27 protein-coding genes are annotated in these 24,459 nt (G+C 69.0%); 13 read left to right on the forward strand and 14 right to left on the reverse strand.

The window, feature by feature from the left end; translation table 11 throughout:
- Nucleotides 1-80: 80 nt before the first annotated feature.
- From ABZX61_RS54495 to ABZX61_RS54505, 3 genes are all read left to right on the forward strand, one after another.
- On the forward strand, nucleotides 81-644 hold the full coding sequence (locus ABZX61_RS54495; protein ID WP_355208191.1) for a CHRD domain-containing protein: 564 nt from the start codon (nucleotides 81-83) through the stop codon (nucleotides 642-644).
- 189 nt (nucleotides 645-833) lie between these two features.
- A complete protein-coding gene (locus ABZX61_RS54500) occupies nucleotides 834-1,262 on the forward strand; it encodes an MEKHLA domain-containing protein (RefSeq protein ID WP_355208194.1) in 429 nt (142 codons plus the stop codon).
- Complete coding sequence (locus ABZX61_RS54505; RefSeq protein ID WP_355208196.1) at nucleotides 1,255-1,476, forward strand: hypothetical protein; 222 nt, start codon at nucleotides 1,255-1,257, stop codon at nucleotides 1,474-1,476. The genes ABZX61_RS54500 and ABZX61_RS54505 overlap by 8 nt, the downstream gene beginning before the upstream one ends.
- A 183-nt stretch (nucleotides 1,477-1,659) precedes the next feature.
- Here ABZX61_RS54505 and ABZX61_RS54510 read toward each other — a convergent pair whose 3' ends face one another.
- Nucleotides 1,660-1,866: a hypothetical protein gene (locus tag ABZX61_RS54510; RefSeq protein WP_355208199.1), complete on the reverse strand. Its 207-nt coding sequence runs from the start codon at nucleotides 1,864-1,866 to the stop codon at nucleotides 1,660-1,662.
- Between the two features lie 147 nt (nucleotides 1,867-2,013).
- Between ABZX61_RS54510 and ABZX61_RS54515 the strand changes: the two genes are divergently transcribed.
- From ABZX61_RS54515 to ABZX61_RS54530, 4 genes are all read left to right on the forward strand, one after another.
- The gene (locus ABZX61_RS54515; RefSeq protein ID WP_355208202.1) at nucleotides 2,014-2,607 is read left to right on the forward strand and encodes a CHRD domain-containing protein; all 594 of its coding nucleotides are present in this window, start codon (nucleotides 2,014-2,016) and stop codon (nucleotides 2,605-2,607) included.
- A 338-nt stretch (nucleotides 2,608-2,945) separates the two neighbouring features.
- Nucleotides 2,946-3,437, forward strand: coding sequence for a hypothetical protein (locus tag ABZX61_RS54520; protein ID WP_355208205.1), 492 nt, complete (start codon nucleotides 2,946-2,948; stop codon nucleotides 3,435-3,437).
- Nucleotides 3,438-3,649: 212 nt separating this feature from the next.
- Nucleotides 3,650-4,087 (forward strand): IS3 family transposase, encoded by a 438-nt coding sequence (locus ABZX61_RS54525; RefSeq protein WP_355208208.1) that lies wholly within the window; start codon nucleotides 3,650-3,652, stop codon nucleotides 4,085-4,087.
- Nucleotides 4,084-5,265 carry a mannosyltransferase family protein gene (locus ABZX61_RS54530; protein WP_355208211.1) on the forward strand — a complete coding sequence of 394 codons (1,182 nt, stop codon included), beginning with the start codon at nucleotides 4,084-4,086 and terminating at the stop codon, nucleotides 5,263-5,265. The genes ABZX61_RS54525 and ABZX61_RS54530 overlap by 4 nt, the downstream gene beginning before the upstream one ends.
- A gap of 244 nt (nucleotides 5,266-5,509) precedes the next feature.
- On the opposite strand, the gene ABZX61_RS54535 is transcribed toward ABZX61_RS54530, so the two are convergent.
- Nucleotides 5,510-5,632: a hypothetical protein gene (locus tag ABZX61_RS54535; protein ID WP_355208214.1), complete on the reverse strand. Its 123-nt coding sequence runs from the start codon at nucleotides 5,630-5,632 to the stop codon at nucleotides 5,510-5,512.
- On the opposite strand from ABZX61_RS54535, the gene ABZX61_RS54540 reads away from it, so the two are divergent.
- The 5 genes from ABZX61_RS54540 to ABZX61_RS54560 all read left to right on the forward strand — a co-directional run bounded on the left by ABZX61_RS54540 (nucleotide 5,631) and on the right by ABZX61_RS54560 (nucleotide 11,817).
- Entirely contained in the window at nucleotides 5,631-5,930 is a 300-nt protein-coding gene (locus ABZX61_RS54540) for a hypothetical protein (protein ID WP_355208217.1), read from the forward strand. The two genes, ABZX61_RS54535 and ABZX61_RS54540, sit on opposite strands and share 2 nt — an antisense overlap.
- 676 nt (nucleotides 5,931-6,606) lie before the next feature.
- A complete protein-coding gene (locus ABZX61_RS54545; protein WP_355208220.1) occupies nucleotides 6,607-6,897 on the forward strand; it encodes a hypothetical protein in 291 nt (96 codons plus the stop codon).
- Nucleotides 6,894-9,071 (forward strand): hypothetical protein, encoded by a 2,178-nt coding sequence (locus ABZX61_RS54550; RefSeq protein WP_355208222.1) that lies wholly within the window; start codon nucleotides 6,894-6,896, stop codon nucleotides 9,069-9,071. Before ABZX61_RS54545 ends, ABZX61_RS54550 begins: the two co-directional genes overlap by 4 nt.
- A 19-nt stretch (nucleotides 9,072-9,090) precedes the next feature.
- Complete coding sequence (locus tag ABZX61_RS54555; RefSeq protein ID WP_355208224.1) at nucleotides 9,091-11,199, forward strand: hypothetical protein; 2,109 nt, start codon at nucleotides 9,091-9,093, stop codon at nucleotides 11,197-11,199.
- Nucleotides 11,200-11,328: 129 nt separating this feature from the next.
- Nucleotides 11,329-11,817 carry a hypothetical protein gene (locus tag ABZX61_RS54560; protein ID WP_355208471.1) on the forward strand — a complete coding sequence of 163 codons (489 nt, stop codon included), beginning with the start codon at nucleotides 11,329-11,331 and terminating at the stop codon, nucleotides 11,815-11,817.
- Nucleotides 11,818-12,300: 483 nt separating this feature from the next.
- Here the strand turns inward: ABZX61_RS54560 and ABZX61_RS54565 are convergent, their stop codons facing one another.
- Nucleotides 12,301-12,750, reverse strand: a complete 450-nt coding sequence (locus ABZX61_RS54565; RefSeq protein ID WP_355208227.1) for a transposase — start codon at nucleotides 12,748-12,750, stop codon at nucleotides 12,301-12,303.
- A 47-nt stretch (nucleotides 12,751-12,797) separates the two neighbouring features.
- On the opposite strand from ABZX61_RS54565, the gene ABZX61_RS54570 reads away from it, so the two are divergent.
- On the forward strand, nucleotides 12,798-13,016 hold the full coding sequence (locus ABZX61_RS54570; RefSeq protein WP_355208230.1) for a hypothetical protein: 219 nt from the start codon (nucleotides 12,798-12,800) through the stop codon (nucleotides 13,014-13,016).
- 73 nt (nucleotides 13,017-13,089) lie between these two features.
- Here ABZX61_RS54570 and ABZX61_RS54575 read toward each other — a convergent pair whose 3' ends face one another.
- The 11 genes from ABZX61_RS54575 to ABZX61_RS54625 all read right to left on the reverse strand — a co-directional run bounded on the left by ABZX61_RS54575 (nucleotide 13,090) and on the right by ABZX61_RS54625 (nucleotide 24,453).
- Nucleotides 13,090-14,178, reverse strand: coding sequence for a hypothetical protein (locus ABZX61_RS54575; RefSeq protein WP_355208233.1), 1,089 nt, complete (start codon nucleotides 14,176-14,178; stop codon nucleotides 13,090-13,092).
- 298 nt (nucleotides 14,179-14,476) lie between these two features.
- Nucleotides 14,477-14,665, reverse strand: coding sequence for a hypothetical protein (locus ABZX61_RS54580; RefSeq protein ID WP_355208235.1), 189 nt, complete (start codon nucleotides 14,663-14,665; stop codon nucleotides 14,477-14,479).
- 492 nt (nucleotides 14,666-15,157) lie between these two features.
- Nucleotides 15,158-15,607 (reverse strand): DUF1931 family protein, encoded by a 450-nt coding sequence (locus tag ABZX61_RS54585; protein WP_355208236.1) that lies wholly within the window; start codon nucleotides 15,605-15,607, stop codon nucleotides 15,158-15,160.
- A gap of 5 nt (nucleotides 15,608-15,612) precedes the next feature.
- Complete coding sequence (locus ABZX61_RS54590; RefSeq protein ID WP_355208238.1) at nucleotides 15,613-17,280, reverse strand: FAD-dependent oxidoreductase; 1,668 nt, start codon at nucleotides 17,278-17,280, stop codon at nucleotides 15,613-15,615.
- Nucleotides 17,277-17,708 (reverse strand): thioredoxin, encoded by a 432-nt coding sequence (trxA, locus tag ABZX61_RS54595; protein ID WP_355208241.1) that lies wholly within the window; start codon nucleotides 17,706-17,708, stop codon nucleotides 17,277-17,279. The genes ABZX61_RS54590 and trxA overlap by 4 nt, the downstream gene beginning before the upstream one ends.
- A 1-nt stretch (nucleotide 17,709) precedes the next feature.
- Complete coding sequence (gene clpB / locus ABZX61_RS54600; protein WP_355208243.1) at nucleotides 17,710-20,328, reverse strand: ATP-dependent chaperone ClpB; 2,619 nt, start codon at nucleotides 20,326-20,328, stop codon at nucleotides 17,710-17,712.
- A 9-nt stretch (nucleotides 20,329-20,337) separates the two neighbouring features.
- Nucleotides 20,338-20,628 carry a chaperone modulator CbpM gene (locus tag ABZX61_RS54605; protein WP_355208246.1) on the reverse strand — a complete coding sequence of 97 codons (291 nt, stop codon included), beginning with the start codon at nucleotides 20,626-20,628 and terminating at the stop codon, nucleotides 20,338-20,340.
- Nucleotides 20,625-21,563, reverse strand: coding sequence for a DnaJ C-terminal domain-containing protein (locus ABZX61_RS54610; RefSeq protein WP_355208248.1), 939 nt, complete (start codon nucleotides 21,561-21,563; stop codon nucleotides 20,625-20,627). The genes ABZX61_RS54605 and ABZX61_RS54610 overlap by 4 nt, the downstream gene beginning before the upstream one ends.
- Complete coding sequence (locus tag ABZX61_RS54615) at nucleotides 21,563-22,066, reverse strand: nucleotide exchange factor GrpE (RefSeq protein ID WP_355208251.1); 504 nt, start codon at nucleotides 22,064-22,066, stop codon at nucleotides 21,563-21,565. Before ABZX61_RS54615 ends, ABZX61_RS54610 begins: the two co-directional genes overlap by 1 nt.
- A 1-nt stretch (nucleotide 22,067) precedes the next feature.
- Nucleotides 22,068-23,960: a molecular chaperone DnaK gene (dnaK, locus tag ABZX61_RS54620; RefSeq protein ID WP_355208253.1), complete on the reverse strand. Its 1,893-nt coding sequence runs from the start codon at nucleotides 23,958-23,960 to the stop codon at nucleotides 22,068-22,070.
- A gap of 19 nt (nucleotides 23,961-23,979) precedes the next feature.
- Nucleotides 23,980-24,453 (reverse strand): general stress protein, encoded by a 474-nt coding sequence (locus ABZX61_RS54625; RefSeq protein WP_355208256.1) that lies wholly within the window; start codon nucleotides 24,451-24,453, stop codon nucleotides 23,980-23,982.
- Nucleotides 24,454-24,459 lie beyond the last annotated feature (6 nt).

The following is a 24,459-nucleotide window of genomic DNA, read 5'->3' on the forward strand; positions in this document are numbered from 1 at the left end:
CGGCCTTACTGTCTGCGAGCGGCAGGACATGTCACAAGAAATGTCAGGAAAGAAGAGTGGCGATGAACATGTATAAGGCGATGAGTGATGGACGAATCGCGTGGCAGCGCTTCCTCAGGGGCGCGGCCGTGACGGGAGCGCTCGCCATGGTGGGCGCCGGCACGGTGATGGCCACCCCTGCGGCCGCCGCGTCCCAGCCCGCCTCGGCGGTCACGGCCACCACCGAGCACGACCACGCTCACACGAGCGGTTCGGCCATGAAGTACTACTTGGCCGCCGGGCTGCTCGGCAGGAACGAGGTGCGCGAACGCGGCAAGAAGGTCAATGACCCGAACGGCGCGGCGGTCGCCAAGTTCCGCATCAGCGGCACCCGTCTCTACTACTCCGTCGAATGGAGGAAGACCGGCAGGCCCACCGCCTTCCACATCCACAGGGGCAAGGCGGGCACGAACGGTCCTGTCGTCATCGACCTGCTGTCCAACGGCGACATTCGCGGCAACGTCAGCTTCGGCTCCGTTCACGTCAAGAGCAGCCTGCTCAAGGACATCAGGAAGAACCCCAAGAACTGGTACGCCAACCTGCACACCGCCGAGTTCCCTGACGGCGCGGTCCGCGGCCAGCTCCGTCATGGCAATCACTGGTAAATCGCCGGCACCTGGCGCATGACCGGGTCGCTCAGGCCCGGCGACAGGCCGGCCGGTCATGCCCGGACGCGGTGCGGCGAACCTGCGACGCACCCCGTCCTGGCATGGCTGATCACATGCCTCAGCCGACATGCGAGTCACCCCTGGGCCTGCTCCGGTCGAAAGTGAAGATGGAGAACGAGCTGCTAGGTGAACACCGATTTTTTCGATCTGCTGGCGGGATGCCACCTGCGCTTCGTCGGCACTCCTCTGGCCGGCCCCGGAGCCACCGCGCGCTGGCTGTACGAGGACGCGCCCTTCGGCGTACTGGCGCACGACGCGGCGAACGAGCCCCGCTTCACCTACGCGAACCTCACCGCACAGCGATGCTTCGAGTACGGCTGGGCGGAGTTCGTAGGTCTGCCCTCCAAACTCTCGGCCGAGCCTGACCGGCAGGAGGACCGCCAGCGGCTTCTGGGCACCGTGCACCGCGACGGGTTCGCGGCAGGCTATCGGGGACAACGCATCGCCAAGTCCGGCCGCCGGTTCTGGATCGAGGATGTGACGATGTGGAACCTGGTGGACGGCGATCGGCTCGTGGGCCAGGCGGCGAGCTTCCGGCGCTGGCCAGATGCCTGAGACCCGGCGCGGCGACGCGCGGGTGCGCGCGGCGGAGCGAGGCATCGCCGTCGACCCCGCTCTCTCCTATGCCTTCCTCGGCACTTACCAGCGGCTCGCGCGGTGCTGGGCAGGGGCGACCACCGGCGACGATCCAGCCGGAGCCGCCAAAGAAACCGAACGGATCATCGAGACGAGCCTCCTTGACTTCGTCCGTTCCTGCGTCTTCACCTGATTGGACGTGCCGGCGTCCGATCGCTGACCACCTCGGTTCACTCGTCATGCACTCGTCGTCAACAGGGCCCGGCTCAGCGTCGCGAGACAGCGACCGCCCCTCCGCACACATTTGGTCAGCGCTGAAAAGGAACGTCGTCTTCATCCATGGTCTGCGGGTCGCGCAGAAGCTTATCGCCCGCGGTCAGGCGGTGACGGCTGTAGCCATCTCGCCCGCGCCGATCAAGGGGATCCGGGTCCCGTCGTTGGCCGGCTTCGCGCTGAATGCCGCTACGACGGTCGACATCCGACGTCCCCACGGCTGGCTCACCTGCTGCCGCGGGGCGTTGAATTCGGCGCGGTCACCCGGCCGTACCTTGACCCGGAGCCGCATCAACTGAAAATCCACCATTTTCTGACAGCGTTCGTCGAGCAGGGAGCGACGCGTCCCGGATAAGACGTTGCCGCCATGCCCTGTGTGCAATCTTGCGCAGAACGATCATTGTTGCCTCGCGTACGGTCTGCGATGCACGAAATCTCTCCAGCCAGAAGGATCAAGATGAACATATTTGAGCGGCCGAACAACGGGCGGATCTCGTGGCGACGCGTGGTCGGGGGCGCGTCGGCGGCAGGAGTGGTCGCGGCGGCGGCCTTGAGCACGATGGCGGTTGTTCCCGCGGCCGCCGCTCCGTGGCGAGCGTCTGACCACCCTGCGGGATCGGTCACGGTTCCGGCCGCCGCCAGCCATGCCATGACGACCAGCGGCAGGAAGTACTACTTCACCGCCGAGCTTTCCGGCAGGAACGAAGTGCGTGAGCCGGGTAAGAAGGTCAACGATCCGAATGGTGTGGCCGTCGCCAGGTTCCGCATCGAGGGCACACGTCTCTACTACGCTGTGCGGTTCGCCAAGACCGGTAGGCCCACTGCCTTTCACATCCACCGGGGAAAAGCCGGCGTGAACGGCCCTGTCGTCATCAATTTGCTGTCCAACGGCGACATTCGCGGCAACATCGCCTCCGGTTCGGTTCGTGTCAAAAGCAGCCTGCTCAGAGACATCAAAGCCAAGCCGAAGAACTGGTACGCCAACCTGCACACGGGCGAGTTCCCCGACGGTGCTGTCCGCGGCCAGCTCCACAGCGCCAACCACTGGTAGATAGCCACTGTCCAGTGATCCTCGTTGATGACAACTACCTGACGCCGAGCCAGAAAACATGTTGTTGACCGGCTCCCCCACGTCACGCTGAGCCAACGTCGTGGCCGGCCGCGACGCGGTCATCTGAGAGAACGAGCTCATCGACGCTCCTTTTCACTGCCCGCCCACCGTCGTCCGGGTGAACCGCCTGGAATCAGGCCGCATTCACCAGGTCCGGCTGTTCCGCACCTTGATGGAGCCGGAGATCGAAGGGCGCGGCGTTGCAACTCGCTCCGTCTGTTCTGCCGCCGGATTGGGAAGACCTCTGCGTTACACACGATCTGCGGGAGGAAGAGCACATGGTAAAACTGTGGTGCCCGATCAACTCCTTCAGTCCCGGCGCGACCGACCTGCGCGTCGGCCGCGTCGGCCCCCATGAGGCCCTGGAGTGGGCTTCGGGCGTCCTTCGCGGCTTCGGCATGTTGGAAAGGGGCGTCGCGGAGATGCCGGCGGCTGCCGTGGAGCACCCTGGCTTCCGGCCTTTCGCGGTTTGGGACGACGACCGCATGGTGACCGGTGCGAACCTGTTCCTCCACGGCGAGGTCGGCTCCCTGAACACAGGCTCGACTCTTCCCGAATATCGCAACCGCGGCGCGCAGTCGGCCCTGCCGGCGGCCCGTGCCAAGGAGGCCGCGAACGCCGGTTGCCGCTGGCCCGTCGCCGAGACCGGGAAACCGGCGCAGGGCCAATCCAACCCGTCGCTGAACAACATGATGAGAGCCGGCCTTCAGCCCCTGTACACACGGGCAACCTGGACCTGGCAGCCCCGCGCCGCCGATCGGCCAATGTGATCGCGAAGCCGCGCGAGAATGGCGCGATCTCACTGCACTGAAACGCGGCGTCAAGTGCATCGTGTCCTGCCTCCGGTTACGTGGCGTCCACGTTTTCAACCGCTGATCACGACTTTCACCTTTTTCAGTGAGTTCAGCGATCGCGGGCTCCTCCGCGTTCTCCGGATACGTGACGTGAAGTCGCTTCCGATCAACAGGAAAGAACGTCTTTCATGCTCTCCCTTACCCTCCGGCGCGCCATCGAACGGTCGCGCCGAGGCGACGAACCGCTCCTTCGGCTCGCCGGCGAGGGCAGCCGGTTGACCAGCGAGACCAAGATGAAGATCGCGGAGCTCGCCGACGACAACATCCCGGTCGCGCGACCCTGCCGAGTGCTCCACGTGCCGACATCTGGATATCACGACTGGCTCATGCGGGCCCAGGCTCCGCGCGAGCTCCACAACAAAGAATCCACGCAACTGATCCGTCAGATATATGCCGACTCCCGCGGCAGGTACGGCTCACCGCGCATCGATGCCCAATTACGGCTCAGTCCAAGCGAGGAAGTCACCCACAAGCGCGTCGGGCAGCGCCGTGCCGAGGCCGCGGCACCCGATCAGGCGCGACCGGTCCGCGCCACCGAACCTGCCATCCCCCAAGGGAAGGCATGAGGACCGGCCCAGGCGAAGTCTCGGTTATCCCGCCCACGGAAGCACCTACCGGCAGCGGGGCAGACCTCCCCCGGGGCACCCCTGACCCGGCTCCCGCCGGCTTCCGTACGTCGACGATCACTCGCTCTGCCCGCTGGGACGCGCTGCTGCTCTGGTTCGGCTCGCGGGCGGGCATCCTGGTCTCCACGCTGCTCGGCGTGGCGCTCGGCGAGTATGTGGACAAGTGGCGCCAGTGGGACGTCGTGTTGTTCACCACCATCGCCGAGCACGGCTACGACGGCGATCCCGGCAAGCCCCACGATCCTGGGCTGCCCGCCTTCTTTCCCGGGTTGCCGCTCCTGATGCGGCTGGTCCACCTCGTCGTTCCCGACTGGACGGCGGCCGGGCTGCTGATCTCGCTGATCTCCGGGGCGGTGGCGATGGTGACGCTGGCCCGGCTGGCCGAGATGGAGGGCGCCAACGGCTGGATGGCCGTGCTGGCGCTGCTGCTCTTCCCGACGGCGGTATTTCTGACGGCAGGCTACAGCGAGTCGCTCTTCCTCGCTTTCGCGATCCCCGCCTGGCTGGCCGCTCGGCAAGGGCACTGGCCACGGGCCGCCATACTGGCCGCGGGGGGCTCCTGCGTACGCATCACGGGGCTGTTCCTGGCGGTCGCGCTCATCGTGGAGTTCAGTCTCCGGAGGCAGTCGCCGCGTCGCGCCGGCTGGCTTCTGCTGCCACCGGCCCCACTGGTCGCCTACTCCGCCTACCACTACAGCAGGTCGGGCGACTGGCTGGCCTGGCAGCACGCGCAGGAAGCCGGTTGGGGCCGCACGTTCGCCTGGCCGTGGGAGGCATGGGAGACGTCTTGGCGCTCGGCCATGGGCTCCGGCGACTTCGCGGTGGGGTTCCGCATGGAGATCGTCGGGGCAATGGTGACCGTCTGCGCGCTGGTCTGGCTGCTTGTGCTGCGCAGGTGGAGCGAGGTCCTCTACGTGGGGGCGCAGGGCGCCGCGCTGCTGACGTCGGCGTACTACCTGTCGATCCCGCGCTCGCTGCTGCTCTGCTTCCCGCTGTGGGTCCTGGTCGCCAAGGTCACCACCAGGAGGCCATGGGTGATGGCGCTCTACACGCTGCTCCTCGGGCCCTTGATGCTGCTCCATGCCGCCCTGTTCTTCAACGGGGGTTGGGCGGGGTGACGGACGAGCTCGGGACGGGCGTCTTGTCCCCGGTGATCCCAGAGTTGCGATCCACAGCGCTGAGTTTCGCTGGAGATGGAGACGGGTCCATCGCGCGTCGCTCGCGGCAGCCCAGATCGCCGCCATCAGCGCGGAAGGCGCCGGGCGGGTGCGGCCACCACCAGCTTCCAGCCGAACAAGGACATCACGGCAGAACAGTGCTGCCAAAAAATCAAGGAAAGGTGAGACACGTGCGTAAGTTGCTTCATTGGGGGTTGACCGCAGGCGTGATCGCCGGTGCATCTCTCATCGCCAGCCCCGCCTCCGCGACCCCGGGCGGCTCGGGAGTCACCGCCGTGGTGATCTCGCAGAGGACTGTGAACGGCATGGACTACATCATCCGGCGGATCACTCTGCCCCCGGGGCAGACCACTGGCTGGCACTACCACCAGTACACCATCTTCGGCGTCGTCCAGAACGGCACGCTCAGCCACTTCGACGCCTCGTGCAAGTCGGATGGTGGCTACAAGAAGGGCAGCACCATCACGGAGCCGGGCGGCGCGAAATACGTGCACATCGGTCGCAACCTCGGCAAGAAGCCCGTCGTTCTCGATGTCGCCTACATCATGCCCCACGGCACGCCCCTCTCCACCGACGCCCCCAACCCTGGATGCGACTTCCAGTAGGGCCGGCTCGGCTGGGCACCAGCCGCGTCCATTCCGGGCCCGTCGCGTGGACCCCGCGGTGGGCCCGGTGCGCGTTCCATCACCGACCGGTCCCTCAGGGCACTGGACCGCGCACCTTGCCTGTCACCGAGGACGAAGTGTGGACGATCATCTACACCTCGGGCACCACGGGGGTGCCGAAGGGGTGCAGATCACCCATCGGGGGGCGTTGTGCAGCCCGCTGGGCATCCTGGTCGCGCACGAGGTGACCGCGACCTCACGTTGCCTCACCCTGCTGCCGACGTTCCACGTCGCCGGCCTCAACCTGTTCGCCAACCCCGTGTTCCCGGGCCACGTACGACTTGCGCCCAGCGCAGCGCCAGTCAACACCAAGCGCAGCACAAAACACCTGAGGACGAGGTCGGCCCGACGTAGTCCCGTCCGCTACGAGGCAGGCGTCGCAGCCTTCCGCCCCCGTCTTCACAACATGATGTTGTTGAAGTAGGCCGCGCAGTTGCTCGGGCCGCTCCAGTCCCGGGTCTGCTCACGTTTCGGTCAGCGAACATGCGTGCCGGTGGAGTACGGAGCGCGTCCAGTCACGGGTTCGATCCGATGCCGATGAGGTCTTCGGCATCCTTCACGGCACAGCGCGGGATCTAGGCTCCTGGCCACACCCCCTGTCCCGCTGGAGGCCTCCATGTCCGGGCCTGATCAACTGTTCGCCGCGCCGAGACCGGTCAGGCTGGCGCGGGCCTGCCTCTGGGTGCAGGCGCTGATCCTGCTCGTGCCGCTGATGACGCTGATCCAGTACGTGCGGTGGGGGTCCGGCGAGCTCACCGGCACCGTCATCATCGTGCTGGTCGTGCAGACGGCAGCGATTCTCGGGTTGTCCACTCTGGGTCTTCTGGTGGCGGGCGTGGGGGCGACGCAACTTCTCACGGAGCCCGCCCAAGACTGGTTTCACCTGCGAGGACGGGAGAGACTGTGAGCCGGCTGAGCGCTGAGGGGCCCGCCGTCCGAGACGACCGCCGCACGGACGCCTGGGCCGAGATGCGACGCGACGGTGTGGTCTGGCTGGCCTACGCCTTCGCGGCACGGCACCTGATCGGGCTGGTGATGCCCGGCCTGCTGGTGTTCCTGCCGCTCGGCTTGATTGCCGTGTCAGCGCTGGTCGTGATCGTGGACGGGTCGGCGGCGGTGGTCAACGGCGGCTTCGAGCTCATCGGCTCACCCGGCGTGCCGGTGCTGGCGTGGTCGGGGGTGGTGCTGGTCGCCACGGTGACCGGACAGATGGTGGTGCTGCCCGCGACGGTGGTACTCGCCGCCGGACGGCTGGCCGGCAAGAACGTCTCCGTCTCCGGCGCGATGTGGGCCGCGGCCCGGCGCTGGCCCGCGATGCTGGCATTGGTCCTGGTCGGCGCAGTCGTGATCGGGGCGGATGCGGCGGCTGGTTTCGGCCTCCTCATGTGGACCGGGGCGCAGGTCACGGCGTTCGCTGTGATGGCATTCCTGGTCCTGTTCTCACTGCCGTGCCTGCTGGCCGTGCCGGGCGTGGTTCTGAAGAGGCGGTCCGCCAAGGGTGCGCTCGCTCTTGCCTACCGGCTGACGTCCGACGCCCCCTGGGCGACCGCGCTCACGCTGGCCTTCGGCTTCGTGATCTTTCCCGCGCTGGCTCAGCAGGCGCTGAACGTGGCCACGTCCGGAATACCCATCGTGCGGATCGGGGTGGGCTGCGTTCTGGCACTGGTGGCCGTACCGTTCCAGGCGACCGTGATCGCGCGCCTGTTCCTGCACCGCCTGGCCATCGCGGGGATGACCACCGAGTTCAAGGAGATCGCGGATGGCCTGCCCGGGAGCACGTCACGCCCGGCCAGGCCCGTGCCGGTGCTCGTGGCGCTCCTCCTGCCGGGCCTGCTGTACGGCGGCGCGGTGCTGGTCAACCCGCTCGGCTGGCTGGAGGTCTCCGAGACGGCCGTCACGAAGAACCTGCCCCGCAACGCAGGCGACGAGGCGTCCGAGGTAGACGGACGCCCGCAACCGAGGCTCGATTGGTCGGAACTGCAGGCCCTGTACGCCGGGCAGGGTGAGCGCATGGTCATGCTCATGGACGACACCCGCGAGGCGAAGCTGCTGACGTGCGCGGACAGCAATTGTGCCAGCCCTCGGCTCACCTGGGCCGAGCCGGCCGCCGTCGATGCCGAGCGAACAGCGGTCAGCGCTCTGCTCGCGGACGGCCGCCTCGTCGTGACGACCTGGGCAGTGGAGGAGCACTACCGATGGGTGTACGACGAGAACTGGCGCGCTCGGCTCGGGCTGCTGCTCTGCGACGCGATGGCCTGCGTGCCGGCCCCCGGCGGCAAGATCCTCGCGGAGGTAACGTGGGGCAGCCGGAACAGGGTGGTCGCCCTGGCGGCGCGGCCGGGCGGCGGCCTGGTGGTCGCCCAACTCCACGGGCTCTCGGAAGAGAGCGACGCCGACAAGGAGGTGCTCTCGCTCATCGTCTGCGACGATCCGGGGTGTGCCCGCCCACGCACGAAGGAGGTCGCCAAGGTCCCCGTGAACACGTACACGGGCGGCGGACGCGATCTCATCGCCGGCGTGGACCCGGACGATCGCCCCGTCATGCTCCGCCTGGATCAGGACAGCGGTGCCATCCATGTGGTCTCCTGCGACGACCCCGCCTGCGCCCGGGCGCGCGTGGAGCAGCCCGTCGGGGATGATTCGTCCGGCTACTTGTTCGACCGCCGCGGCCGGCCCCACGCCGCCATGGCCATCCGGGCTGACGGTCGTCCGCTGATCGCCTACCAGGACATGGCCGACGGCACGATCAAGCTGCTCGACTGCCGCACCCGCGCGTGCTCGCAGGCCGACACGGCCACGCTGACCGCACCTGGTGACCGTGACGCGGGGCCGGCGCTGGTGCTGGATCGGGCGGGGCGGGCCATGGTGGCCTTCCAGGATCTCGACCGCGAACGGATCGTCATCGCCACCTGTACGGGGACGCGCTGCACGCGGACTCCGGTGACGACGATCCCGCGCGGTGGTGGCCGCGGCCTGGCCATGACGTTGGACGGCCGCGGCCGACCGGTGCTCGCCTGGATGGACTTCGGGGGTGGGGACGACTGGGACCTGGTCGTGACCACGCCGCTCACCCTTCGATGACGCAAGGAGCCGGTGACCCGTGATGGAGCACGTCGAACGGCTGCGCAAGGGCGGCGTGGCGTTCCGGAGCCATCTGGACGCCGGGCGGCATCTGGTGCGGCTCGCGCTGCCCGGGGTGCTGGTGCACGTGCCGCTCGCCACCCTGTCCCTGCCGGCGCTGACAGTGGCGACCGGCGGCTCGGCTGCGGTGGTCAATGGGCGGTTCGAGCTGATCGGAACGTCCGATGCCCCGCTGCTGACCTGGACGCTCGTGCTGTCGGCGCTCGCGCTGGCCGGGGAGATCCTGGTGTTCCCCGCAACAGTCATGATCGCTGCGGGGCACCTGGTCGACCGGCACGTGTCGCCCGTCGAGGCGCTGCGAGCAACGGTACGACGGCTGCCGGCCCTGCTCGTCCTGCTCCTGGTAGCCGCGCTGGCCTGCGCCGCAGGGATCGTCGTACTCATGGCGACCGATCAGCATTGGCTGGCCACCGTGGTGCTGGCGGCAGCCGCGTACGCGGCGATGCCGGGGCTCCTGGCCGTGCCTGCCATCCTGTTGCACGGCTGCTCGGGGCTGGGCTCGATCCGCCGTGCCTATCGCCTGACCGAGCTGAGCTTCCTGCCGACCGCGTCGACGCTGGCCTTCGGAGTCGTCCTCGTTCCCGGCGCGGCGGCGTGGGCTCTCGAGTCAGGGCTGGGCCTGCTCCCCGGGCCGCTCGCGACCCTCGGATGGGGCCTGGCCGGCACCGTGCTCGCGCTGGCCATAACGCCTTTCCAGGCCGCCGTGGTCACGCGGCAGTTCCTCCATTGCATGGCCTGGCGCACCGAGGTGGACGACTCGGACCTGGCGCACGGCCTGCCCGACGGCCCGCCGCCGCGCCAGGTACGGCCCATCCTCCTGGCGGTGGCGCTGCTGCCCGGCCTGCTGTTCAGCGGACTCGTGCTGGTCAACCCGTTCGCCTGGCCGGAGGTCACCGAGACGAACGTGACGGAGTCGTGGCAGCCGACGCAGCGCTCCGGCTCCTCCGGCAACACACCCGTGTTACGACCCTTCGACCTGCGGGACGTGCACCCCGGCCGCGGCACGGGCCTGACCGTGGTCATCGACGGCTTCGAGGACTACGCCAGCCTGCTGACCTGTTCGGACATCTCTTGCCGGAAGACGACTTTCACGTGGGCGGAACCGCCGAGCGCCAACACGGACGCGGCTCCCGGCGCGGTCAGCACACGCCTGCCTGACGGGCGGCTTCTGCTGACCACCTGGTCACATCAGGCACTCCGGCTGCTGACATGTGAGGCGAACAAGTGCCTACCCACCCCCGGCAGCTGGAACATTGCGAGAGCGCACTACCCATCGCAATACACGGGGGTGGCACTGGCCGTACGGCACAATGGCGGCCCGGTCGTCGCTTTCGCCGACAAGGAGCGGGTAAAAGGTGACGACAGCCCGACCAAGGACCTCGTCTCTGTCATCTTCTGCGCCGACGTGAGCTGCTCGCGCCCGGAGCCGAGGCAGGTTGCCCGCCTGGATGCGAGCGCGTACCTGCCCGATGTGCACAACCTGGCCGTTGCGATGGCGCCCGGCGGCCGTCCTGTCGTCGCCCGGTTCGACACGACCAACGGCCAGATCCACGTCATCTCCTGCGCGGACGCCGTCTGCAGGCAGCCGCGCGTCACCCGACCCGTCGCTCCCTACCCGCCGGGCGTCAACGACCGGCGGGGCCGCGAGACCGGCCTGGCCCTGGCGGTACGGGCGGACGGCCGCCCCGTGATCGCCTACCGGGACATGAACGACCGCGCGACCAAGCTGCTCGACTGCCGCACGCCTGACTGCGCCCAGGCCGACGTGATCACGCTGGACGCCGGAGGCCCGTACCGCTCGACTCCGGCGCTGGTCTTGGACCCGGCAGGACAGCCGCTGGTCGCGTACCAGAACCGGGACGGGACGCGGCTCATGCTCGCCACCTGCACCGGCCGCCGCTGCGTGAGCACCGCGGTGGCCAGGATGCGGGGCGCTGGCGACGGTCTGGCCATGACCACGAACAGCGAGGGCAAACCAACGATCGCCTGGATCGACGACGACGGCTCGCTGCTCAACGGCAAATGGGCCCTGGTCGTCACGACGCCGCTTAACCTCAGCGCGGACTAGGAAGGGACCCCGCTGCGGCCTCGGCCGTGGCCGGAGCCGGCGCCCGAGGTCGCTGCGGCGATCCGGGCGATCTACCGGGGCAAGCGGCAGGTGCCGTTGCCTGTGCGGGTGCGTGATGAATGAGGCGAGGTGTTCGCCGATGAGGCGTTCGCGGGCGCCTTCGGCAAGGAGGGCAGACCGGGCTGGTCGCCGGGACGGCTGGCGCTGGTCACGGTGTTGCAGCGGGTGGACAACCTCACCGACCGGCCGGAGCGTACCGACGAACCGCTCGGCGGACGCGTTCGCCCGCGGCGAGCGCGGCGGCGTCTTGAGGACACGTACGCCCGCCCCAGCGAGCACCCCGTCAAGTCCTCCGCCGACCTTGCCATCCCTGTCCCGGATCAAGAATCGGAACCCGGCCGCTCGCTCCCCCAGTTCCATCAGCAGATTGCGCGCCTGCTGCGCCGTCCAGACACCGGTCGGATGAGCCGTGACACCAAGGATATGCACGCGCCGCGTTTCGATCTCCATGACAAACAGCACGCACAAGCGTTCGAGAAACACCGTATCGACGTGGAGAAAGTCGCACACCAGGATGCCGGAGGCCTGGGTGGCGAGGAACTGGCGCCAAGTCGGTGAAGCTCGACGCGGCGCGGGCCCAAGCCCCGCCACCGCCAGGACTCTGCGGACCGTCTCCTCCCCACCCGATACCCAAGACCAAGAAGCTCGCCCCTGATGCGCCGATGCCCCCAGCGTGGATTCTCCCGCGCCAGCCGGACGATCAGATCACGGATGTCTTCGGAAACTGAGGGCCGCCCCTGCTTGGTGGGGTAGGTCCACTTCTTCTTGACCAGCCTGCGGTGCCAGGCGAGCAGCGTGCCGGGCGTCACTATGCGATGCAGTCGGCAGCGAGCAAGTAACAGCCTGGCCAGCGCGGCCAGCAGCGCTCGATCGGCCCAGTCCAGTCTGGGCTGGACGACCTGGCGGCGAAGCACCGCGACCTCATACCGCAGCACCAAGATCCCACCTCTTTGGCAGCGCTGCCCCGAGTGAGCAGCACCAGCCAGCCGAACACCCTGACCACCAGCAGATGCAGAAGCCGGAACAACACGAGAGACGAGCCTAGAAGACCAGGTCAGGCCCCTCAGCGCCAGTTTCTGGCACCGGGCAGCCGTCGAAGTCGGCGTGTACGAGGCGGATCTGTTCGGCCAGCGCCGCGTCGGCGGCCTGACTGGCGGCCCGGTTTCCAGCACTGGCGCGCCACTTGTAGTAGCCGGCCCGGTTGAGGCCGATCACCTCCAGCTCACGCACGCGGGCTTCCAGCTGAGCGATCCGCTGCGCGGCTTCGTCACTCGCCCCGGTGGGCGGTCGGGCGCGCCCGGTAGCGGAGCTGGTCGTCGGCCCGGCCGGCTCCTCACCACGGCGGGCACGTGCTCGCAGCACCCACTCGCGCAGGCTACCCCGGCTCACGCCCAGGTCGGCGGCGATGCCTTTGTAGGTCGCGCCGGGGGTGGACTCGTACAAGGCCACGGCATCGGCCCTGAACTCATCCGAGTAGTCCTTCAAGGCCATCGGCGGTCTTCTCGCTTCCTCCGGATCAAGCAAGATCCAGTATCAGCGTGTCCACCAACCAGGGGGAAGTTCCGTTGCCCGGCTTTCTGGACGCTGCCCGGCACCGCGAACATGCCGGCCGCCATCTGCACCATCAGTGCCGCCAGCAGCGAGAGCACCAACCACGTGGCGATGGTGGTCAGCGCGGCCGTGCCGGCACGCCGCAGGCGTCGATCTGGTGCTGGTCGGGCAGTTCGTGGATCAGCGCCACCACCTGTCACATTTGATCCATCGCTCAGGTCAAGCGCCGCGGCGTACAGACCGACAACACCCCCGGTGAACCTGCTGGACTGCGGAAGGTCAGTGTCGCCGACGTGACGAGAGCCGGGCCGCTTGGTCACGGGCGCGTGGGGGGATGGCCTTGCGATGTGGCCCGTCGTCGGGATCGACCTCATGTCGCAGTTGGACGCAGTCGTCGAGCAGCGCGCCGTACAACGTCCAGAGGGGTGAATGCGGATCGATCTTTGCCATCTGCTTGCGGGCAGCGCGTTCGAGGCGCTCGCCTTCCGCTACGGCGGCGCGCAGGCGGATCAGATCCTCGCCGCTGCCAGGGGCGACCAGCAGGTGCTCGAAACAGGCGTAGGCCTTCCCGATCGCATCCAGCAGATCGGCGAAGACCCGGGGAAAGCTGCCGGTCTCGCGCTGTCCTGGCAGGCCGCGAACCCCGGCAGCCAGGTCGGCGAGGGCACGGGCGACGCCGCGCAGTTGAAGACAGGCGTGCTCCAGGCATAGGACAGCCTGCATGATGCGGCGTAGGCGCTGGCGGGTTCGCGCCCGACGTAGGGTGAAACGCAGGGACTCAGTGGCTCGTTCAGCGCTCTCGTGGGCCGAACGCAGCCTGACGGACATGCGTCTGGCGCGGGCCAGCCATTTCTGCGCCTCGTGCGCGGTCCAGGGCTGCCTGACGCCTTCCGCCAGGTCGGAGCAAAGGTCGGCGAGATCATCGGCCAGGTCGGCCAGCTCCTTAGCGGCCCGGCCCACGTGACGGGGCGGGATCATCAGTGTGAGCGTGGCTCCGACGAACGCGCCGATGACGATGTCGAGCAGCCGCGCCATGCCGTACTCGCGGCCCAGGGCGAACACGAGTAGGGCGGTGATGGGCGCCTGTGTGTTCTGCCACGGTATGCCGACTGTTCTGCTGACCACCAGCGCGACCGTGACCAGGACGGCCATGGTGGCGGCGCTGGTGCCGAACACCTGCACGAAGCCGATAGCAGCCGCCAGTCCGACCAGCACCGCGACGGTCTGCTGGATGGCATGAACCACGGTGCTGTAGGCGGTCGCCGTCACCGAAAGCAGCACGCCGGTAGGAGCGAGCACCGGCTGAGGTGAGCCGATCAGTTCGGTGGAGACCCACCAAGCCACCAGGCACCCGACGATGACCGTCACCGTAGGCATCAGCAACTGCCTCTCACGCCGCACCCAGCGGCGTAGCCCACGCCGCCGCCATTGGCCTGAGCCGGGGACTCGGTCACCCCACCTGTCCAGCCATCGCCTCGCGGCGGACAATGCCATCACCGCACCCCCAGACGTGATGCCCCGCCTGGCGGCTTCCGGTCGTCTTCCACCTCTTACCGTGAAGCTGCCCGCGTTGGGTAGCGGGCGCTCAGCATTTTGCCCTAAGCAGGCCCTTCGACGACACAGCGGCGGATCGAGCGCCGATGTCGCTGACCGGCATGAGGCCCTCTCAGCGTCCGTCCGGTAAGCGCCGCTTGACGACGTGGACGCTCTCGCGCCGACCCGCCGCCGCGTCCTCCAGACTGTGCTGGAGCCGCCGCCGCAACGCTGCCGCGTCGTCGAGCGAATAAAGCGGCTGTGCGTTCTCCGGCGCGCCCGGCACGTTGTATCCGTTGGTGGTCACACCGGTGGCCAGCACGAGAAAGTACTCATCCCGGCCGTAGCCACCTGGTAGAGCAGGGGTTGAAAGGTCGAGTACGGATTGTAATCGATCAGCGTGACCAGCGCGCCCGCCTTGGCCGGCGTTCGCACCGCGGCCAGCCCGGCGAAACCCGCCAGACCATCTCCGCCCCCTCGACGTACGGGTCCAGCGCACGCTCGCTGTCGCTGACCTTGCCCTCAACCTGAGGAACTACCTGTCGGCCCCGAGCCCAGATCAGCGGCGATAACCGGCCATGGCCTCCAGCCGTGCGATCCGGCCGGCGATCGGTGGGTGGGTGCCGATGCCCCCGCCACGGAACGGGTTGGCGATCATGGGGTGCGAGGTCGAGGAGAGCCGGCCGGTCTCCGGCGACGGCAGTTGCCGGGTGCCAGGTGACCATCGTGGCCAGGGGCCCAGGCCTGCCGGTGCCCGAGCAGCCACCATCCGGTCGCGTGGCGAGCAGAGGCACCAGCAACGCGCCGAATCTCGTCATAGCAGCAGGTCGAAGACACGGATCGTGCGTGTCCACTCCTTGCTCGCCGGGTTCTTGCGATCAGGCTCTATGGCTCTGATCGCCCTGGCCAGCGCCACGGAGAGCCCACCCGCCACCGCCGGTAGCCGCGCCTCGGCTTCTTCGCTGAGCGACAGATCCAGCGGAGGCAGCGCCGCGAGCTCCGCCAGGACCGATGCCAGGTCCAGTTCCTCGTCCAGGTCCCGGAAGTCGTGCATGCTCTCCTGCAGTCCCTTGGTGATGGGCAGATCCCAGGGCTGGATGATGTCGCGCCGGTTCGACTTCGCGGCGGCCTCGGCGACGACGAGCATGTCGTACAGCTTCCGGTTGATGAAGTCGCTGTATCGCTTGAGATCGGATTTGTCCACATCTAGTCCCGCGGCGGCGCGGAAGAAGTGCTCGAACCTGGAAACCGCGATCACTGGCATCCGGATCACCGTCTTTCCTGTCGATTCCCTGTCTTGGTGAACCTTTCGTGTATCAGGCGTACGGCCATGGCGCCCTCCCCGACCGCGGATGCGACCCGTTTGACCGACCCGCTGCGGACGTCCCCCACGGCGAACACGCCGGGCCGCCCGGTCTCCAGAGGAAGGGCCTCCCAGTTCGGCGCCCGGCCCTTCCCCGTGATGACGAAGCCCCGGTCGTCCAGCACGACGGCGCCCGCCAGCCAGCCGGTGTGCGGATCCGCGCCGATGAACACGAACATCGCGTTGGTCTCGATCTCGATGAACTGCCCCGTCTGGTTGTTCTGGGCGCGGACGACCCGCAGAGAGCCGTCGCCGAGGAGTTCGCGCACCTCGGTATGGAACATGATTTCGATGCTGGGCGTCCGGCCGATCGCGTCGGTGAGGTAGCGGGACATGCTCTCGCTGAGGTCGCCGCCGCGGACGAGCATGCGCACCGACGCGGCGTTCCTGGCTAGGTATAGTGCCGCCTGGCCCGCGGAGTTGCCGCCGCCGACGATGACCACCGGCGCCTGCCGGCACATGCGCAGCTCGAACGGCGTCGCCGCGTAGTAGACGCCGCAGCCTTCGTACTTCTCCAGGTCGGGAACGTCGAGTTTGCGGTAGCGGGCGCCGGTGGCGATGAGCACGGCGTGGCCCTGCACGGCGGACCCGCCCTCGATGAGCACGCTGTAGTGGCCGTCGTCGGCCTCCAGCCCGCTCGCCTCGGCCGGTACGGTCAGTCGGGCTCCGAACTTGGCCGCCTGGATGACGGCGCGTTCGGCGAGCTCGGCGCCCGAGATGCCCGACGGGAAGCCGAGGTAGTTGTCGATGCGGGAGGAGGTGCTCGCCTGGCCGCCCGCGGCGACCGCGTCGAGCACGACCGTGGTCAGGCCCTCCGAGGCTCCGTACACGCTCGCGGCCAGGCCGGCGGGGCCCGCGCCCACGACGATCAGGTCGCACACGCCGTCGCCGGGCCGCGGGGCGGGCAGGCCGATGGTCTTGGCCAGCGTGGCGGCGGTCGGGTTGCGCAGCACCTGGTCTCCGCGCCAGATCACGATCGGCGTGTCCTGCGGGGAGATGCCGAGCCGGCGCAGCAGCGCCTCCGCCTCCTCGTCCTCCTCCAGGTCGATCCACCGGTGCGGGAGCCTGTTGCGGGCGGCGAACTCGCGCAGCCGGCGGGCGTCGGGCGAGTAGCGGGAGCCGATGATGCGGAACCCGGCGTCCATGCCGATCAGCAGAGTACGGCGGGTCAGGTAGGCCCGCAGGATGAGGTCCCCGAACGCCGGGTCACCGGCCACCAGCGCAAGCACCTGGCCGGCCCCGACGGCCAGGATCTCGCCGGGCTCCCGCACGAGCGCGGTCAGGAACCCGGCCTGGCCGGTGAGCAGGCCCAGCTCGCCGAGGAAACGTCCGGGACCGTGGACGGCGATCGTGCGTTCCTCCCCGCTGCCGTACCCCTCGACCATGGCCACCGTGCCGCGCAGAATCACGATGAACTCGCCGACCGGCTCGCCCTCCCGGTAGAGGACCTCGCCGGGCGACACGGGCCTGCGCTCGCCGCACTGCGACAGGTCCGCGATGCGCCGCTCGTCCAGCCGGGGATAGGCCCCGTACAGGTCCGGTGTCTCGGCCAGGGTGTCCGGCGACTGGGTCATGACGGCGTACTCAGCGTGTCCTCGACCCATTCGCGCAGCTGGGGCGCCGGGGCCGCGCCGGCGCGTTGAGCCACGACGCGGCCCTCGTTGAGCATCATGAGCGTCGGCACGGCCGTGATCGTGAAGCGCTGCGAGAGGGCCGGGGCCCGGTCCACATCGACCTTGACGAGCTTCACCCGTCCGGCCATCTCGTGGGCGAGCTGTTCGAGCGCGGGCGTGACCGCCCGGCACGGCGCGCACCACTGCGCCCAGAAGTCGACGAGTACGGGGAGGTGCACCCGTTCCGCGACCTCCGCGAAGGTGTCGTCGCCGGCGTCGGCGATCCACGGCAGCGGCTGGTGACAGTTCCCGCAGCGGGGCCGGCCCTCGGCTGCGGCCGGAACCCTGTTCTGCCTCCCGCAGTTCACGCAGGTCACGACGGTGTTCATGTCAGCTCCTCGGCGAGTGGAAGGTGACGTTGAGTTCCCCCTTGTCGGCGCCGACCGTGATGGTCGAGCCGTCGGGGACGTCGCCGGCCAGCAGGGCGCGGCCGATCCTGGTCTCGACCTCGCGGGCGATGAAGCGGCGCAGCGGCCTGGCGCCGTAGACGGGGTCGTACCCCTGGTTGGCGATGAGCTTGCGCGCGTCCTCGGTGACCTCCAGCGTGAGCCGCCGCTCGGCCAGGCGCTGCCTGATGTCGTTGAACATCAGCTCGACGATCCGCTCGATCTCCGCCTCGGTCAGCGGCTTGAACAGCACGACGTCGTCGATCCTGTTGAGGAACTCGGGGCGGAAGTGCCGGCGCAGCTCCGCCATCACCCCGTCGTGGGCCTCGGGCTTGATCTCGCCGTCGGGGGTGATCCCGTCGAGCAGGTGGTGCGAGCCGATGTTCGAGGTCATGATGATCACCGAGTTGCGGAAGTTGACCGTGCGGCCCTGCGCGTCGGTCAGCCGGCCGTCGTCGAGGACCTGCAGCAGCGTGTTGAAGACGTCCGCGTGGGCCTTCTCGATCTCGTCGAACAACACCACCGAGTACGGCTTGCGCCGCACCGCCTCCGTGAGCTGCCCGCCCTCCTCGTAGCCGACGTAGCCGGGAGGGGCGCCGACGAGGCGGCTGACCGTGTGGCGTTCCTGGTACTCGCTCATGTCGATGCGGACCATGTTGTCCTCGGTGTCGAACAGGGCCGCCGCGAGTGACCTGGCCAGCTCGGTCTTGCCGACCCCGGTCGGCCCGAGGAAGAGGAACGACCCGATGGGGCGACGGGGATCCTTGATGCCGGAGCGGGCGCGGATGATGGCGTCGGCCACCAGTCGCACCGCCTCCTCCTGCCCGACGACCCGCTCGTGCAGGATCTGGTCGAGCTTGAGCAGCTTGTCCCGCTCGGCCTCCTGCAGCCGGGACACGGGAATGCCGGTCCAGCGCGAGACGATGTCCGCGATCTCGTTCTCGGTCACCACCTCGCGCAGCAGCCGCTGCCCGTGCTGCCGGCTGCTCAGCCGCTCCTCCTCGGCGCGCAGCCGGCGCTCCAGCTCGGGGAGCTTGCCGTGGCGAAGCTCGGCGGCACGGTTGAGGTCGTAGTCGCGTTCGGCCTGCTCGGCCTCCCGCCGTACGTGCTCGATCTCCTGCCGCAGGCTCTGGACCTTGCGCAGGGCCGAGCGCTCGGCCTCCCACTGCGCCCGCATCGCGTCGGCCTCGGAACGCAGGGCGGACAGCTCCGTGCGCAACTCGGCGAGCCTGGCCCGGCTGGCCGGGTCCTCCTCCTTCTCCAGGGCGGCCTCCTCGATCTCCAGCCGCCGCACCCGCCTGGTCAGGGCGTCCAGCTCGGCCGGCATGGAGTCGATCTCGGTCCTGATCATCGCGCACGCCTCGTCGACCAGGTCGATCGCCTTGTCGGGCAGGAACCGGTCGGAGATGTAGCGGTGGCTCAGCGTCACCGCGGCGACGAGAGCGCTGTCCTGGATCTTCACGCCGTGGAAGACCTCCAGCCGCTCGCGCAGGCCGCGCAGGATCGAGATGGTGTCCTCGACCGAGGGCTCGTCGATCAGCACCGGCTGGAACCTGCGCTCCAGGGCGGCGTCCTTCTCGATGTGCAGGCGATACTCCTCGACCGTGGTCGCGCCGATCATGTGCAGCTCGCCGCGGGCCAGCATCGGCTTGAGCATGTTGCCCGCGTCCATGGCTCCCTCGGTCGCCCCGGCTCCCACCACCGTGTGCATCTCGTCCACGAACAGCAGGATTCGGCCCTCCGCCGCCTTCACCTCGTTCAGCACGGCCTTGAGGCGTTCCTCGAACTCCCCGCGGTACTTGGCGCCCGCCACGAGCGCGCCCATGTCCAGGTTGAAGACGGTCTTGTCGTGCAGCCCCTCGGGGACGTCGCCGTTGGCGATGCGCTGGGCGAGCCCTTCGACGACGGCCGTCTTGCCGACGCCGGGGTCGCCGATCAGCACCGGGTTGTTCTTGGTCTTGCGGGAGAGGATCTGGATCACCCGCCGGATCTCCGTGTCGCGGCCGATCACCGGGTCGAGCTTGTCCGCCCGAGCATCGGCGACCAGGTCGCGTCCGTACTTCTCCAGCGCCTCGTACGCGACCTCGGGCATGGCCGAGGTGACGCGCTGGTGACCGCGTACGGAGGTGAGCGCCTCCAGGAACCGGTCCCTGGTCAGCCCCTGCTCGTGCAGCAGCCGACCGGACACGGTCGTGGGTCCTTCCTCGATCAGGGCCAGCAGCAGGTGCTCGACAGAGATGTACTCGTCCTTCAGCCGGCTCGCCTCCCGGTCGGCGGCGTCGAGCAGCCGCGACAGGCGCTGGGTGACGAACACCTGGCCCGGCGCGGCGCCCGGCCCGCTGACCTTGGGCCGCCGCGACAACTCGGCCTCCAGGTCGGCGTGCAGGCGCCGCGGATCGGCTCCGGCCTGCTCCACCAGCCTGGGTGCCAGACCTTCTGGCTGGTCGAGCAGGGCCATCAGGAGATGCTCGCCGTCGACCTCGGTGTGGCCGAAGCGCAGGGCCTTGGTCTGGGCGTCGTGCAGGGCTTCCTGCGACTTCTGCGTCATCCTGTTCGGGTCCACTCCAGCCCCCTAGCGTCGTGAGAGGCCGCGCAGGGCGGCCTCCAGCTCCTCGACCCGGTCGAGGAGATCGATCACCACGCCGATCGCGGCGTAGTTGATGGACAGTCCCTCGTGCAGCCGCTGGATCCGGGCCGCGGTTGCCACCTGGGAGGGGGCGAAGCACAACTCCCCCCTGGCGTTCCTGGTCGGCTCCAGCAGGCCGAGCGTCACCAGCCGGCGCACGGCCTGCGGGTGCAGGCCCGTGGCCCGCGCGTAGGAGTCCAGGTCGAGTCGGATCGGGCGGACGATCGCGTACGTCATGAACGCCCCCTCGGGTCGAAGTGAGAGACGGCGGCGAGCTGCTCGAACAGGCGCCGCTCCTCGTCCGTGAGCCTGGCCGGCACCATGATCCGGACCTCGGCGAAGAAGTCGCCGGGCGCTCCGCGCGGATTTGGCATACCGCGGCCCTTCAACCGCAGGCGGCGGCCCGAGGACGTGCCCGGCGGCACCTTCACCTTCGCCTCGCCGCCCGGGGTGTCCACCGCGACCGTGGCGCCCAGCGCCGCCTCCCACGGAGCGAGAGGCAGCGAGGCGTGGATGTCGCGGCCCTCCACGCGGTAGCGGGGATGGGGGGCGATTCGCGTGATCAGGAGGAGGTCGCCGGCCGGCGCTCCGTCGCTTCCATGCCCGCCCTGGCCGGCCAGCCTGATCCGCTGACCGTTGGTGACACCGGGTGGGATGTTGACCTCCAGTCGCCTCCCGCCGGGTAGCGTGATGGTGCGCCGCCCGCCGTGGTAGGCCTCCTCAACGGAAAGCGTCAGCTCCGCCTCCTGGTCGGCACCGGGCACGGGGCCCCAGTGCCGTCTGCCCCGGCCGCCGAACATGCCGCCGAGCAGGTCCTCCAGGTCGACTCCCTCGCCGAAGCCGAAGTTCCCGGGCCGGGCCTGGCGCCACTGGCCGCCCGCGCCGGCCCGCGCGCCGGCGCCCGCACGGGCGCGGGCCCACTCGTCGGGGTCCACATCGGGCGGCACCTGGCGGAAATCGTGCCCGAACGCGTCGTAGCGGCGGCGCGTCTCGGGATCGGAGAGCACGGAGTACGCCTCCGAGATCTCCTTGAACTTGTCCTCGGCGCCGGGATCCTTGTTGACATCAGGGTGATAGGCGCGCACGAGCTTGCGGTACGCCCGCTGGATCTCGTCGGCGTCGGCGTTCCTGTCCACGCCGAGCACCTCGTAGTAGTCGCGCCGTGGGGCCATCACTCCACCTTCTTCGCGACGGCCACGATCGCCGGCCTGAGCTGCCGCTCGGCATCGCCGTAGCCGGGACGGAGCACCTCCACCACAGTGCCCGGGTCGGCATCGGCCCGCTCGACGGTGGCCACCGCCTCGTGGCGGGCGGGATCGAAGGGCACGCCCACCTCGTCGTGGCGGGGGTAGCCGAGCTTGGCCAGGAGGGCGACAGCCTGGTCACGCACGGCCCGTATCCCGTCGAGTACCGCGTCCGCGCCGCCGTCGCCTGCGTGGCTCAGCGCGAGCTCCAGGTTGTCCAGGATGGGCAGCCACTCGGCCGCCACCCTCGCCCGTTCCTCCGCCCTGATCCGCTCGGCGTCGCGGGCGATGCGCTTGCGCAGGTTGTCCAGGTCGGCGACGGCACGCAGCCATCGATCCTCCAGCTCCGCGAGCTTCGCGTCGGTCTCCGCGGGCGAGATGGCTTCCTCACCCTGCGCGCCGGCCTGGGCCCGGGGTGTGTGATCGTTCATGTCACTCGGGCTCCGACGTCGTGAACTCGGCGTCGATCACGTCCTCCTCACCGCCAGGGACACCTTCCGTCCTGTCCTGCGGCGGCACGCTGGGCCCGCCGCCCGCGGCGGCTCCGAGGCTGTGATAGACCTGCTGCAGCTCGCCGCTGAGTGTGCGCAGCCGGTCGATCGGCGCCTCTTCCTTGATCGCCTGCCGGGCCTCCTCCACGAGCTGCCCGGCCCTCGCCTTCTCGTGCACGGGAACCGCGTCGCCCAGCTCCTCCAGCCGGCGCTCCACCTGGTACGCGACCGAGTCCAGCTCGTTGCGCGCGTCGATGGTCTCGCGGAGCCTGACGTCCTCCGCACGGTGCCGCTCGGCGTCGGCGACCATCCGCTCGATCTCCGACTTGTCCAGGTTGGAGCTCTCGCTGATGGTGATCCGCTGCTCGGCGCCGGTGTCCTTGTCCCGTGCCGAGACGTTGAGTATGCCGTTGGCGTCGATGTCGAAGGTGACCTCGATCTGCGGCACCCCCCGCGGCGCGGGCCGGATGTTCTCCAGCCGGAAGCGCCCGAGCACCCGGTTGTCGGCGGCGCGCTCACGCTCGCCCTGCAGGATGACGATGTCGACGGCGTTCTGGTTGTCCTCGGCCGTGCTGAAGACCTCGGTACGGCGCGCGGGAATGGTCGTGTTGCGCTCGATCACCTTGGTCATGAGCCCGCCGAGCGTCTCGACGCCCAGCGACAGAGGCGTGACGTCGAGCAGGACGACATCCTGCACCTCGCCCTTGATGATCCCCGCCTGGACAGCCGCGCCGATCGCGACGACCTCGTCCGGGTTCACCGTCATATTGGGCTCCTTGCCCTCGGTGAGCCGGCGCACGAGATTCTGCACGGCGGGCATCCGGGTCGCCCCGCCGACGAGGATCACTTCGTCGACGTCCGCGGGCCTGAGCTTCGCGTCCTCCATCGCCTGCTTGACGGGGGCGATGCAACGCTCGACCAGGTCGGCGGTGATCTGCTCGAACGTGGAGCGCATGAGCGTGGTGTTGAGGTGCTTCGGCCCCGAGGCGTCCGCCGTGATGAACGGCAGGCTGATCGTGGTCTGGGTGACCTCCGAGAGCTCCACCTTGGCCTTCTCGGCCGCCTCGAAGAGTCGCTGCAGGGCCTGCGGGTCGTTGCGCAGGTCGATGCCCTGGTCCCGCTGGAACTCGTCGGCCAGGTGGTCGACGATCCTGCGGTCGAAGTCGTCGCCGCCGAGGTGGCCATCGCCGGAGGTCGCGCGGACCTCGACCACGCCTTCGCCGATATCCAGGATGCTGACGTCGAAGGTGCCGCCGCCCAGGTCGAACACCAGCACGGTCTCGTTCGTCTTCTTGTCCAGCCCGTACGCGAGCGCCGCCGCCGTCGGCTCGTTGATGATCCGCAGGACCTCGAGCCCCGCGATCCGCCCCGCATCCTTGGTCGCCTGGCGCTGGGCGTCATTGAAGTACGCCGGAACGGTGATGACCGCCTCGGTCACCTTCTCACCGAGGTATTTCGCCGCATCGGCGGCCAGCTTCCGCAGGACGAGGCCGGAGACCTCCTCCGGCGCGTACTGCTTGCCGCCGACCTGGAAGCGCACGGCTCCCTGGGGTCCCTCGACCACGTCGAAGGAGACCGCGTGGATCTCGCTCTTGACCTCGTCGAAGCGGCGGCCGATGAATCGTTTCGAGGAATAGATCGTTCCCTTCGGGTTCAGTATGGCCTGGCGGCGGGCCATCTGGCCTACCAGCCGTTCGCCCTGATCGGTGAAGGCCACCACGGACGGCGTCGTCCGCGAGCCCTCCGCGTTGGGCAACACCGTGGGATGGCCGTCCACCGTGGCGGCGATCACCGAGTTCGTGGTGCCGAGATCGATGCCGACTGCTTTCGCCATTACTCGCTCCCTCGTACCGCTATCCACTCATCGCCCGGAGCAGCTCATGGGCCCTGACCGCGTGTTCCGAATCGACGAGAACCTCGTACTTGTCGGCCACGAGGGTGCTCTCGGAGACGAAGTCCCGCCGGCCGCCCTGGAGGGCGTGCGAGACCAGCCCGAAGATCGCTCCCGCCACCGCGCCCCACACCAGCCCCCAGAGCACCAGAGGCAACGCTGCCGCGGCCGTGACCGAGAAGATCGCCAGGAACAGACCGATGAGCAGCCCGAACCAGGCTCCGGCGGCCGCGCCCCATGCGGCCGCGCGCAGAAGGGTCATCCGCGCGAGGACCCGCTCCACCGAGCGCAGCCCGGCGCCGACGATCAATGTCCCCTGCACGGGGAATCCATGGTCGGCCAGGTAGTCGACGACTTTCTGCGCCTCCTCGTAGCTGCGGTAGCTCCCGATCGGTTCCCGGTTGGTGGTGGCGGGGCCTGACGACGCGACGGGCACGACTCC

It is taken from the genome of Nonomuraea sp. NPDC003709, from assembly GCF_040610775.1.
Taxonomy (GTDB): Bacteria; Actinomycetota; Actinomycetes; order Streptosporangiales; family Streptosporangiaceae; genus Nonomuraea; species Nonomuraea angiospora_A.